Source organism: Rheinheimera sp., assembly GCF_036568245.1.
Lineage (GTDB): Bacteria > Pseudomonadota > Gammaproteobacteria > Enterobacterales > Alteromonadaceae > Alishewanella.
Genome location: NZ_DATCSY010000185.1, coordinates 1 through 12,990, shown reverse-complemented (window position 1 = coordinate 12,990; position 12,990 = coordinate 1). Strand labels below are relative to the sequence as shown.

The 12,990-nt window shown below is 49.4% G+C and carries 12 protein-coding genes and 1 pseudogene; all 13 read right to left on the bottom strand.

Translation table 11 applies throughout. The annotated features are described in order from the left end of the window. Nucleotides 1-114 precede the first annotated feature (114 nt). Nucleotides 115-4,053 carry a DUF6701 domain-containing protein gene (locus tag VIN66_RS08460; protein ID WP_331923567.1) on the bottom strand — a complete coding sequence of 1,313 codons (3,939 nt, stop codon included), beginning with the start codon at nucleotides 4,051-4,053 and terminating at the stop codon, nucleotides 115-117. Then, nucleotides 4,050-4,466 (bottom strand): pilus assembly PilX N-terminal domain-containing protein, encoded by a 417-nt coding sequence (locus VIN66_RS08455; RefSeq protein WP_331923566.1) that lies wholly within the window; start codon nucleotides 4,464-4,466, stop codon nucleotides 4,050-4,052. Before VIN66_RS08455 ends, VIN66_RS08460 begins: the two co-directional genes overlap by 4 nt. Continuing rightward, nucleotides 4,456-5,199 (bottom strand): PilW family protein, encoded by a 744-nt coding sequence (locus VIN66_RS08450; protein WP_331923565.1) that lies wholly within the window; start codon nucleotides 5,197-5,199, stop codon nucleotides 4,456-4,458. Before VIN66_RS08450 ends, VIN66_RS08455 begins: the two co-directional genes overlap by 11 nt. Then, nucleotides 5,199-5,792, bottom strand: a complete 594-nt coding sequence (locus VIN66_RS08445; protein WP_331923564.1) for a type IV pilus modification PilV family protein — start codon at nucleotides 5,790-5,792, stop codon at nucleotides 5,199-5,201. The genes VIN66_RS08450 and VIN66_RS08445 overlap by 1 nt, the downstream gene beginning before the upstream one ends. Next, nucleotides 5,786-6,232 carry a prepilin-type N-terminal cleavage/methylation domain-containing protein gene (locus VIN66_RS08440; RefSeq protein WP_331923563.1) on the bottom strand — a complete coding sequence of 149 codons (447 nt, stop codon included), beginning with the start codon at nucleotides 6,230-6,232 and terminating at the stop codon, nucleotides 5,786-5,788. Before VIN66_RS08440 ends, VIN66_RS08445 begins: the two co-directional genes overlap by 7 nt. Before the next feature lie 69 nt (nucleotides 6,233-6,301). Beyond that, entirely contained in the window at nucleotides 6,302-6,817 is a 516-nt protein-coding gene (locus tag VIN66_RS08435; RefSeq protein ID WP_331923562.1) for a prepilin-type N-terminal cleavage/methylation domain-containing protein, read from the bottom strand. A gap of 17 nt (nucleotides 6,818-6,834) precedes the next feature. Continuing rightward, a complete protein-coding gene (locus VIN66_RS08430; RefSeq protein ID WP_331923568.1) occupies nucleotides 6,835-7,266 on the bottom strand; it encodes a hypothetical protein in 432 nt (143 codons plus the stop codon). 69 nt (nucleotides 7,267-7,335) lie between these two features. After that, nucleotides 7,336-7,383 (bottom strand): annotated as a pseudogene (locus VIN66_RS08425) (prepilin-type N-terminal cleavage/methylation domain-containing protein); the annotation flags it as partial. An 82-nt stretch (nucleotides 7,384-7,465) separates the two neighbouring features. Next, nucleotides 7,466-8,695 carry a type II secretion system F family protein gene (locus VIN66_RS08420; protein ID WP_331923561.1) on the bottom strand — a complete coding sequence of 410 codons (1,230 nt, stop codon included), beginning with the start codon at nucleotides 8,693-8,695 and terminating at the stop codon, nucleotides 7,466-7,468. A gap of 4 nt (nucleotides 8,696-8,699) precedes the next feature. After that, nucleotides 8,700-10,430, bottom strand: a complete 1,731-nt coding sequence (locus VIN66_RS08415; RefSeq protein WP_331923560.1) for a GspE/PulE family protein — start codon at nucleotides 10,428-10,430, stop codon at nucleotides 8,700-8,702. Between the two features lie 4 nt (nucleotides 10,431-10,434). Further along, nucleotides 10,435-11,604, bottom strand: a complete 1,170-nt coding sequence (locus VIN66_RS08410; RefSeq protein WP_331923559.1) for a hypothetical protein — start codon at nucleotides 11,602-11,604, stop codon at nucleotides 10,435-10,437. Further along, a complete protein-coding gene (locus VIN66_RS08405; protein WP_331923558.1) occupies nucleotides 11,601-12,518 on the bottom strand; it encodes an ExeA family protein in 918 nt (305 codons plus the stop codon). Before VIN66_RS08405 ends, VIN66_RS08410 begins: the two co-directional genes overlap by 4 nt. 2 nt (nucleotides 12,519-12,520) lie before the next feature. After that, the coding region (locus VIN66_RS08400) for a type II secretion system protein GspD (RefSeq protein ID WP_414709882.1) at nucleotides 12,521-12,990 on the bottom strand (470 nt) is incomplete at its 5' end.

Below are 12,990 nucleotides of genomic sequence, written 5' to 3'. Positions count from 1 at the left end.
CGCTGCCACGTGAATAGCTTTATCTTACATTTTTATGCAATTAAGCCAAGCCCTGGCGGCATTTATCTGACGATAGCGAAAATGCCGCACAGCTTAAGGGGTAAAACTGAACCTTTACTGAAAAAGTTCGCGCCAGTAAATTTGCCGTGGATTACCGCGAAAACGACCAAACATAAATTCGGCAGTAGGGTTTTCATCAAAGCCACCATCAGCATCCCAGTCGTATTGCAGCCAGGGATGATCATTCAGTTGATACTCAACATTACCAGTACCACGCAGAACTGGATCTGGCTCGTTAAGCCAAAGTTGACTAGCTCCGTTTATAACACTACTGCCTTGGTTTACATTTGGCCATAACGGATTGGAGTCGGCAGTGATAGTGGTACTACCGCTATCTTGCGGGTTAAATGTAATCGGTGACACAATTAGGCTATCATTTAGCGGGCTGCAATTATCCTGCGGGTTAGTGACAAAAGCAGCGCCGTTCCAGTATTCTGCACGGGCTACCAGCGGCAGGTTTTCATTTTCCGGGCCATAGGCGTTGTCCAGCACCATGCGGCCAAAGCGAACTCGTAATGGTTCCTCTGCTGCATTTAATGCTACAGCATCCGTGCCAAGTGTGAATGCTGAGAAATTACGATTATCCCGCTCAGAGCCTGACAAGATTTGCAGGCCAAGTTGCAAAGCAGCATAAGGGCCATCAGGTGTTGTTGCGCGCTTAAAAGCGGCGTCAGTCTGCGCTACGGTGTAAACTCCATACTCCCACTTTGCTGTATTAATCGCCAGCCGGGCAGCATCTAATCGAATCAAGTTATTCTCTGCAACAACCAGCATTTCTGCTGTATCGGTATAAACGTCAGAATGGTAATTCAGCAATGTATTGCCCGCAAAGCCTGTCGCCAACAGCTTATAATTTACCGTTAGCTTATCTTCCGACATATAACTGAAATGATTGTTAACATCGGCATGCAGACGGCAGCTATTCAACACACTGGAAGACTCCAGTCTGAACATATTTGGATAAAACCGGCCAATAATGCCACTGACCGGTTTAGCCGAAACGTCGGCCACACCTAAATAACTGTCATTATTAAGCTTAGCATGTAACCTGATGCTCCCCGCCTCATTCCAGCTGGCATCGGTTACAGTTTGGCGGCCATTCTGAGCGGGCTGATTGATATTTATCACTCCGGCACTAAGAATGCCATCACTGCCGTCAGCAGGGTATTCCAGCATGCTAAATGCCGGCTGCACTAACTGGCGCGACATCTCACGACCAAAATTAGGCGTTGCTGCACCATGGGCATTTTGCGCTTCTATCACTACGTTAAAGGGCTCTCCGGCGGCAATAAAGCCATCGCCCGTGTTTGTGGTACCCGGGTTGGCACTGCCATCTGCACGTGTCGCCTGCACCACCGCCAAGGTATGTGGCCGCACCACAAAAGCGTTGCTGCTGGTTTGCAAGGTTATCGCCGGGTCAGGCAGTTGCTCCGGCAGAGTCAGGCGGGCGTGTAATCTAAGCTGTCCCACATCGCTATAGTTCATCGTCAAAAGCGCAGAGCCTGTCGTATCAAAGTTCAACATTAGCGTAGTTCGGCTGACAACTGTACCAGCATCGTTGGCGTCAATTGCCGTATCATTTACTGAAAACTGCTGTCCGGAAATGCAAGTACCAGGATTTTCACAACTAAAACCTAACTCTACAGGTTGAGGGTCTTTTATCCGCGCTTCACATGACAAGTCATCTGGATCGGTTTTAATAGCTCTCAGCACACCAGAAAAACCAACACCTGCTGTTTGATGATCTAATGGCAGCTCGCCGTCTGGTGCAGTAAATAAAATCCCGCTATCAACAAAACGGACTTCACATGATGTACCATCTGGCCCGGTCAGGCATCTATTGCGCTCGCGGAAAAAAGCTTTGGCCGCAGGTACGCTGCTTACGGCGTCGATACTCACCTGCGGATTAGCACCAATAACCGGATTTCTCAGATAAGCGGTCCCGATGCCATTGCTCAGCGTAATCGTATTACCACCTACCCAGTTGGCATTACCATCGGCGCTTAATGTTACTGCTACCGGATCAGTGTAGATATCTGCACCATCTAAGCAGCGCTCATTTAAACAAGCTTTTATCTGCACCGGCGCCGCCAGACAACTGACCATTTCTGCCGGATGGCTTAATTGAAAATGATCGATTAATACGCCAACCGGCTCTGAACGCAATGCACAGATACTCAGGTTGTCCAGTTCATGGTTATTGTTCGAACCACCGGTTGAACCGGTGAAAGACAGGAAGAAATTTTCCGGCACCGGTGACTGGCCATTGAATGCCAGAGCATTAAAAGGAGCAATCAGGGTGGTAAAACCACTACCGCTATCACGCTGCACTGATACCAGAGCCTGATCTGCCTGACGCGAATCAATGGTTATACGATAACGATGACCTGGCGCTGCGGTTGAAGTACTGCGCACATCAATACGTGGATTAAGATTGGCCGCCGTGCCAGTGAGATACTGATAATTACCGGCAGCCGCCCCACGCACAGACACTGATTGCGGCCGAAATCCAGGCCCACCATTACGCCCTTCAGTCGGGTTAGAGAAATTACCGTACTCGTCCAGTGCTATACCCAACCAACCGCCGGCAAACCCTGCACAATTAGGGCAATCAGTACCGGCACCTTTCTGCGCATAGCCAAGGGATCCACCAAAAGCTCCGGGCTGTGGCGCAACATTAGCATCCGATAAGATCACAGCCACACCATCAGCACCGGTACCACTCTGGGATGACCAGGCATAGTAATCAAACTCTATTATCAGCAGATTATTTGCCGCCGGATACAAGCGCTGAAAAGTGGCTGAAGTAGATTGATTTGCAACTGCCTGCGTCAGCCGCAAACGGCTATCGACAACCGAAGGTGTAAAGTTGCCACTGCTACGAGCCGTGACCCAGCTGTCTGTCAGGCTGGCTGTATTAAAATCATCTGCCAAACATTGCACTGGCTGCTGCGAACACAGTGTCGCCGGAGTGATTGCGCCATATGTACATTGGCCATATATGGCACTATTGCCCTCACCTACAATTCGTTGCCATGATGTACCAACGGTAACTGAGCCATAAACCTCTGCATTTATAAGCCTGGTTTCTTGCAAAACATAACCATCTTCACCAATGATATCACCACGGACAGTACTGCCATTCAATAGAACGTTATATCTGGCCTGAATATTCCCATTGAACTCAGCTCCATCTCTTATGACAACATTATTAGCACCACCAACAATATTCGCCGTTATACTGCCCCCAACAATTTCGACCCTGTCAGCACCGCACCCCGTACCCAGTTCAGGAGTTGTTTTAATATCACCGGACAGCATAGTGATATTGTTAAGCACAACATTATTGCAAACTGATTGGATGTCACCACTTAAAGTACCACCGGAAATCTGCACACCACTGCTGCCTGAAACACCATTTTGCAAAGTGCTGTTTGTAGCCGTTACTTTATTAGAACTACTGGTTACCTTACCCGCTATGCTACTCCCGGTTAGATTCACATCACTATTTGCGGTAACTGTACCAGATACAGTTACACTGGTCAGCACAACCCCATTAGTTGCATTGATGTTGCCATTTACTACCCCACCATTATGGTTATAAGTTGAGTTAGTCTGGACTGAACCTTGTAGCGTCGCAGAGTTCACGGTAATCGCACCACTGCTAGTTTGCACACTGCCCCAGATAATGCTATTCGCAGAAATTTCTACAGTGCCATACGTTGCCTGCAAGTTCACCTTATTACTATTTCCACCCAGCGTTACTCTGCTTCCAAGCCGAAAACCATTGGCCGCAACAAGTGTAATAGCATTAGCGGAGGCAGCGATAACATCATTATTGTTCAGCGTTATCCTGCCATTTCCGGTACAGGTATAGGTGGTGCCGCTGACACTCCAACTGGTGCTACAAGGCGGTCGGCTATTCGATGCCATAGTGTAAGTTGCTGCCTGGATCGGTAAAGCTAGCACTAACAACAGCAGTAATAACCTCATCTGCGTACCTCTATCTGCACGCTGCGGCTGGTGGTAAATTCATTCGCAATGCACTCGCTGCGGCTGCTAAGCCGAAATACTTCTGCTACTTCTGGCTCTTCAGGAAAGGCTTCACACATCACAACAACTTTACAACCATTCAATGCCGTATCACTGAAACTAATTGGGTCACTGATGTTAGCCGGGCAAGTAGTTACTTTGGTCGACCCCAGTGGAAACAACTTAGGTAGGGCAATTTCCAGCCCGCTTTGAGCAGCAAACAGCGCACGGCTGCCCTGCACCTCATACACTATGGTTTCGCTGCTACTGGTAAGCAGCCGCGACAAGCCCAGCACCAGCGCCAGCATCACTACAATGATAAAAACAGCAATCACCAAAGCGCTGCCCCGCTGCTTATTCTGTTCAGGGTACATTGGGGATATGCACCTCGTAATTTAAAAACATATCTGCGTTATCTTCATAGCCAAACCGTAACAGGATATGCACTACCGCATTACGGGTTAGCACAGGCTGGCTGATGTCAAATACTTTCCATTTAGTCAGCCCATCAGCCATCAGAACACCATTGCGTTCAATTTTGACGTTCTTGCCTATAGAAATGGCACAATACTCCACTTCATCATCAGCAATATAAAAACGCTGTTCGGGAGACTCATGTGAGAATTGAAAATTACTAAACTCGAGTTTAATAGGATTGGAGTCAAAATCTACTTTATTGATTACTGTGGCTTTACCGGTTCCCGACCCGCTTAAAGCAAAATCTGCAGGTTTGGTCGGGTAAACAATCAGCAATTTGCCTTCCGCTTTGTCAGTTAGGCTCGGGCTGATTACCTCCATAGTAGTGCTACTTTCTGTATGGGGTAACTTTGTATAGATACCACTGAATAATATTGGCCGAAATTTTAGGCAGTCTCTTAAGGCTGTGGGCATAAACCTATTGTTAATACTATTCGGCACCGCATTACGCAGCTCACGCACTAAGCGCTCGGCAACAAAGCGGCTTTGACCCAGCACCTGTTCACGCAATGCCGCATCGGCATACATGCGCGAGCCAATACCCAAATAGCTGGTAACACCCAGCGCCAGTATCGCCAACACCACCAGCGTAATCACCAGTTCAACCAATGTGAAGCCCCGGCAACGCATTACCAGTTACCCTTGTAGGCGGCAAAATCTATGACATCACCGGTGGGTGTTGTTACTGATACGGTGATTCGTTTGACTAAACGATTGGCTTCGTTGCTGCCTCCCATGCCAACTTCAGTACCAGCATAATCAACCTGTACGCCAACCGTATACTCACGGTAGGCATCAGCTAATCCTGAACCAAATATATTCGAAATATCAGCGCCACTTTGTGTAAGACCGTGATAGTCATCTACATCATTAAACTGGCTACGTATTTCACTATTAGGTCCAAAAGCAGAATAATTAGAACCGGCTGTGCAGCGAGAAAATGCAAGTACCACCTCGGTTGCAGTACAGCTACAATTTTCAGCACCATCTTCATCACAACGCAACAGCCCGCCACTGCGGTTGCTGTTTTCATCAAAAGCCTTACCAAGTATCTCATTCATCAGGCTATGTCCAAGCTCGGCAGCGCGTACCTGATGCCAGGGATCGACAGATCTGATATACAACGGTCCCAAGACAGAAGTAATAAGGCTTAAGCTAATCCCAAGCACGACTATGCCGATAATCAGTTCAATTAAGGTAACACCGCGGCTTGGTTTTAACATGGATGGATATAACCTTCCGTTTCGATACAGATACGAAGTGTGGTTTCGCTTTCAACTGCAATAGTACAGCTCGTAGTGCAAGTGGGCTGGCCGAGACTATTAAAACTGATTGTACCTGCAGGAGAAAAACTTACTGCTTCACGTGCAGCAACACATACAGTTGTCGCCATACTGGTATCTGCATTTTCGCAACTTGCAGTGCCAAGCCGAGCTTCTTTCTCTGAAAGACTAACGGATGGAACTACGCAATCGGTACATTGCATGGCCTGCATCTGCGCCCGGCGCAGCAGGTTTAAGATCTGATCCTGGTATAGATATTCTGATGTTCCGGACATGGTAAAAAAACGCGAGGCTAGGGAAACACCCAGAACGGAAAGTACCACCAACACAACTATCAGCTCTATTAAAGTGAAACCTTTCTTCTTTAGCAAAGCATGCATTGGGTTATCCGATGAACCACTAAATAAAAAAGTAACGCTGCCAGTTAGGCAGCGTCGAGTACTCAAACATTAATCATCACAACCACTTACAGTTGTTGCTATTGTCGGCGGGTTTTCAGCGCTTGCAGCATTCGTATATCTTATATAACAGTTTTTAGCGGTAATACCTGCTGCATCTGCTGAAGCCGGTGTACCTACTACAGAACTTTGCGCCAGGTAAATATCATTCGCTGCGCCAATAAAATATACCCAATCTGTTGATGCTGCAGTCGTTGTAATAGCCGAGGCATCCAACGTAGCAGCGGCAATAATTCCTGATGCAGTAGCATCTGGATAACCATACACGATAGTTATTCCGCTTGGGTTTAATGTATTTGGCCCAGCACCTAGCTGCCCCTCAATTGCAGCCTTGGCATATACGGTTTGCGTTGCACCCTGCACTGAGCCTTTTAATCCGGTAAGCACACTAACACGGGCATCACCTGCAAAATTGAAAAACCTAGGTGCCGCGGTTACCGCCAAAATACCCAGAATTACGATAACAATAATTAATTCAATTAATGTAAAACCTTGATTGCGTTTCATTACTGCACCTTTCTTAGTTAGGGTCTATTTAAATTTAGTGATACTTGGCCTGTAGCCGGCTCATATGAAAATGAATTGTTATTTGCGGTATCAGTTGGCGCTGCAGTTAAACCTGCTGTTTGATGATAGAAACAAACGTTTGAATCAACACGAACATAAAGCTGCTCAGCAGTTGAAAAAGTCGTATTTGCGCGCGGCGTGCCTTGGAACAGGTTGTCTATCAGAAACAGACAGTCTGCTGCGTTGACAGCCGTTGACAAAGTGTTGTTGGCCGGGTTACCTGATGGGAATCCAAGATTACCATCTACACCAATATTCACAGTATCATATAACACCTGAGTTCTATTAGCTGCACCAGCGTTACCTGCAGGCCGGCTATCAACTTCCCACTGCGCGCGAACCAAACCGACAGCTGACGCAAAACCTCCGGCAATACCTTCAATTGCCACATCTTCTGCTTGCTCAGTGACATTTAAAAACCGCGGTAATGCTGTTGCTGCCAGCAAACCCAGAATAATTACCACGATAATCAGCTCTATTAGCGTAAAGCCTGATTGTCTTTTCATATTTGTTTCTCCCATCTATTTGTTATCGTTAGTATATCGCTAAAGTTTGTAATTACACATTATTTGTCGGCACCTGTTGGCGCTAACTATTACCACCTTTGTAAGCGTTTAACATATCCCACATTGGCGTAAAAATACCCAGCGCCAGAATCAGCACCATCACTGCAACAATACAGATCAGGATAGGCTCTATCTTGGCGGTTAAGCTTTTTAAATCAAACGCGACTTCGCGCTCGTAAAAGCCGGCCACTTCAGACAGCATTTCGTCCATCGCGCCGGTTTCTTCCCCTACCGCCAGCATTTGCAGTACCAGCGGCGTAAACATCTGGCTTTGCTGGCTTACCCGCAGCAGGCTTTCGCCGCGTTCAATATTGCGCCGCATCTCGCGGATAATATCGCCAAGGTAATCATTATCTACCGCATCGGCGACCAGTGTCAGCGCACTGGTCATTGGTACACCGGCTTTTAGCATCATGCCGAAACTACGGGCGAAACGGCCCAACGTGGCGCGGTATATCACACTGCCGATAATGGGAAAGCGGATTTTCCAGCGTCCCCATACTTTAAGACCTTTATCGGTTTTAATATAAGCTCTGAAACCAAAACCGGTGGCAACTGCCACCAGCAGCATCAACGGCCAGTAAGCGATAAAGAACTCTGAACTGGCCAGCAGTGCTTTGGTTGACCACGGCAGCTCGGCATTAAAGCGGGCAAACATATTGGCAAACTGTGGTATTACCGCCAGGTTAAGAATAAACATCGCCACTATCAGTGTCAGTAACACAAAAAACGGATAGCGGGTGGCTTGTTTAATCTGCTTGCGGGTTTCCAGTTCCTGCTCAAAGTAGTACGTCAGCTGTAAAAATGCTTCGTCCAGCCGGCCGGTGTTTTCGCCTACATGCACTATGCTGACCATCAGCCGGCTGAACACCGCGGGATGCACCGACATCGCCTGTGACAGATTGCGGCCGTTTTCCAGTTGGTCTACCAGCTCCTGCAATATTTGCTGCAACCTCACCGAATTGGTGCTTTGCGCCAGCCCCTCTATGGCGCGGATAATAGGAATACCGGCTTTCATCAGCGAGTACATCTGCCGTGAAAACATAATCAGATCAGTCAGTGACACTTTACGCTGCCACAGCACGGGGCTACTGAAACCGGGCTTGTCTGCAGCGTCGTTACGGCTAATTGTCAGCGGAATATAGCTGCGCCGGCGCAGTATATCAGCCGCAGCACTCTCGCTGCCGGCTTCAAGCTCACCACGCACGGCATTGCCTGTGCTATCTCTTGCGGTGTAAATAAATTGAGGCATAGGCTTAGCTACTCACGGCGCCAAAATCGGGATCGGTATCAAGGTATTCCGACACCCGGATCACTTCATCAAGGCTGGTGATACCCTGCTGCGCATAATGCAGAGCCATGGTGCCCAGACTGGTAAAACCCTCACTGCGATGCGCCAGCTCGGCAAAGCCAGACGTATCATCACGGCGCAATGCATCGGCCAGCGGCTTGGTGATAACCAACAGTTCAAATACACCCAACCGGCCTTTATAGCCACTATGATTGCACGACTGACACCCCGGCGCATGCCAGTAGCTGGCGGCGGCATTGGCTTTACTGTGTCTTAACCAGCTGCTTTCCAGATCATCCGGTTGATAAGGCTGTTTACAGTAATCACATAGCCGCCGGATCAACCGCTGTGCCACTATAGCCCGTAGTGCCGATGCCACCAGATAAGGGGCCGCCCCCATATCAATTAAACGCAGCGTACTGGTTACCGCGTCGTTAGTGTGCAGGGTGGATAACACTAAGTGACCTGTCAGTGCACCGCGCAGGCCCATTTCGGCAGTCTCCTGATCACGCATCTCACCCACCATGATAATGTCAGGATCTTGTCGCAGTGCAGTGCGCAGTACATTACTGAACGACAAGCCAATTTTATGGTTAACCTGTACCTGGTTTATCCGCGGCAAACGGTATTCAACCGGGTCTTCCACAGTAATAATTTTACTGCCCGCCTGGTTCAGTTCACTAAGCAGGCCGTACAACGTAGTAGTTTTACCTGAACCGGTTGGCCCGGTCACCAGAATCATACCGTGCGGGCTTTTAATAATACGCCGCAATTTTGCCAGCAATGGCGCTGGCATACCGGTTTCTTCCAGTTGCAAAATACCGGCAGACTGATCAAGCAAACGCATAACCACTGACTCACCATACTGCACCGGCATCGTAGAAATACGCACATCTATCTGATGTTTTTTCACATTAATCTGAAAGCGGCCATCCTGTGGCAGACGTTTTTCTGAGATATCCAGATTAGCCATTAGCTTAAGCCGTAACACCAGTGCCGACGCTATACTGACCTGATTCAGAATGCTTTCCTGCAGCACGCCGTCTACCCGCTGGCGGATACGCAGCACTTTTTCATCCGGCTCAATATGAATGTCTGACGCTTTTACCTGTACCGCATCTTCGAAAATAGACTGCAGCAGCTTAACAATAGTGTTGTCAGCGTCGATCTGCTCATCTACTGCAGTAAGATCCAGCCCCTGGTCATCGCCATGCTCTTCTTTTAACTGCGAGGCAAAGCTTTCGATCTCTTTAGTACGCCGGTATAAGGTATCAAAAGCCTCAATCAACTGGCTCTCGCGTACCACCGCCAGCTCAATCTGCCGTGGAGCAAGCAGATCGGCCAACTGATCAAGCGCGGCTAAATCGGCCGGGTCACTCATGCCCAGCAATACAGTACTGCCGTGGTCTTCCAGCACCAGTGCCCTGAACCGGCGCGCCTGTACTTCCGGCAATAACTGTACCGCTTTAGGGTCGATGCGTTTTTGCGCAATATCAAGAAAAGGTACATTCAGTTGCTGCGCCAGAAACTGCAACAATTGTTGTTCTGATAAAAACTTCAGCTCAATTAACGTAGCACCTAATTTGCGGCCACTTTGCTGCTGTTGCGCCAATGCCTGCTGTAACTGTGGCTCTGAGATAATATTCTCGTGTACCAGTAAGTCACCCAAACGCATTTTTAAACGAGGTCTTTGCATAAGGTTACTCTATTGCAGCTAAGCGCTGCTGAATGTAGTTTCGGCTGGCCGCCGTGAGGCTGTCGCCCCATTGTAAGGCCTGACGGTAGTGCAATTGGGCCTGCTCAGGTTGCGACAGTGCATCAAAAGCAATGGCGGCGCCAAGCCACCAGCGCGCCTGTTGCGGCTGCAGCACAATTAGCTGGCTGAACCAGTCAAGTGCAGCCTGTGGCTGCCCCAACTGCTGCAATGCGGTTGCCTTTAAACCGTAATACTCGGGTTGTTGCGCCAACACAAACTGCGCCGGCAGCAACGTATCCACCCTTTGCCACTGTGCCTGGGCTGCCGCCTGTTGTGCCAGCAACAGCTGAATGTCGGCGTGCACAATGCCTTGCTGTAGCGCTTGTTGCAGCACCGTAAGCGCCTGTTGCGGCTGCCCCAGTTGATGCCATAACCGCGCTTGTTCAAGATAAGCAACTGCATTCTGCGGCGCAAATTGCTGCAGCTGCTGCCACAACTGTAATGCCTGCTGTAGCTGCCCGGCCTGCGCTGCTGCCAGCGCCTGCTGCTGTAATAATGCGGCCTGCTGCTGGGGTGACGCTGGAACACGCACTACTGTCACCTCAGTTTTAGCCTCAGCATTAGCGGCAGTATTAGCAACAACACTTGCTACCGGCAAAGTGGGCCTGGCAAGTTCTGTTGCTATCGTCTGAGTTTGCGCTGTTACATCTGATTCAGATCCTGCCTGGTCGCGCTCTGTACTTTGTAATGCGTTGTCTGCTGTAGCCTCGGTGTTCGTTTCATTAACAGTGTCAATTGCGGCCTGTTCCTTCACCCCGGTGTCAGCGCCGCCAGACGCGGTGCTGGCTACTGGCGTGCTTTGTTGCATTGTTGCCGGTATAACCTCGGCGCTGATCACCGGTTCAGCCGCACTATCTGGCAGGGCAGCAGAAGTGACATGGTCTGTCAGTGCAGGGTTTGCAACTGCCGGCACAGCTTCGCTACTTTCAGGCGCGGGCTCCCGAGTCAAAATGGCATATACCGCAAACGCCAGTAACAAAGCACTTAGCAGCAGTAGCACATTAAGCCATAACGGGCGCTCATCGCTGCGCCCGTGCAGCGTTATTGCCGTTGTGGCATCTGAGGCATGTTGCCGCTGCTCCAGGTCGCGCAGCATTTTATTCAGCACACTCATAGCACCATCCACCCGGCCAGCCACTGACTGCCTGCTGCCATCGCGTAGCCGGCTGCCAATACAGACACTGATGCCAAACCATACCACCACCAGGCTTTTGGTTTAGGCTGAACATCTTCTGTGTCCCATGCTGCCAGACGCACATGTTGATAACCTGCATGTGTTTTGCCTTCACCAAACGCCAATAACAGCGCTTTATGGGCCAGTATATTCACCAGTCGCGGCACGCCCCGGCTGTAACGCGCCAGTGCCTTTAGTGCCTGTCTGCTAAATAACATACGCTGTGTACCTGCCTGATACAGCCGTTGCTGCAGATACGCCCCTACTTGCTGGCGGTTTAACAAGGTTAAACGGCAAGAAAAAGAAATGCGCTGACGTAACTGGCGAAAGCGGTAACTGGCAAGGCGGCTGTCCAGCTCTGGCTGGCCAAACAACACCACCTGCAACAATTTGCGTTGCTCAGTTTCCAGGTTCGTCAGCAGACGCAACGCTTCAAGGGTCTCGTCCGGCAGAGCCTGGGCTTCATCTATCAGCACGATGGCCTTCTTACCCTGTCCTGCCAGCAACATCAGCTGGCGTTGCAATAACTGCAATAGCTGCGGTGGCTCGATATTAGCGGAATGTTTCAGCCCCAACTCCAGCGCTAATGCCCAGCGCAGCTCAAGCGGGCTCAGACAAGGGTCTGGTATATAAGCCAGTTGCCAGTCTGGTTCTGTTTGCTGTAGCAACTTCCGGCACAACAGCGTTTTGCCACTGCCCACTTCGCCACAGACCTTAATAAAACCTTCACCAGCGTTCAGCGCCGTTTTCAGCACCGCCAGCACATCATTGTGCTGCTGCAGCGGCACAAAGAATGTCGTGTCTGGCGTTAGCCCGAACGGCATACGGCTAAGCTGAAAATGTTGCTGATACATTATTACTTTGGATACCAGTCACCGATGTAACCAGACGACTGCTGGATCTGCTGTTGCCATACGCCCTCACCGACTACAGTAGGTTTCAGTAATATCACCAGCTCTTTTTTCTTTTCGACTTTATTCAGGCTGGTGAACAGTTTACCCACCAGCGGAATAGCACTGAGTACCGGCGTGCGTGACTCGCTGTCGCTGGTAACCGTTTGCATCAGGCCACCCATGACGACGATCTCACCGCTACGGGCTTTAATGATGGTATCAGACTCACGTATATTACTTTGTGCCAATGGCAATATGATGTTGTCTGTCGCAGATAGCGAAATTTTTTTAACTTGCTCGGCAGTTTCAGTAACAGACGGATGCACGTGTAAGATCACGTTTCCGCTGGCGTCTATCTGCGGTGTGACATCCAAAGCAATACCGGAAAAAAAAGGCTGCAAAGTGACATTTGGTGATGTCGTAGCAGCCGAAC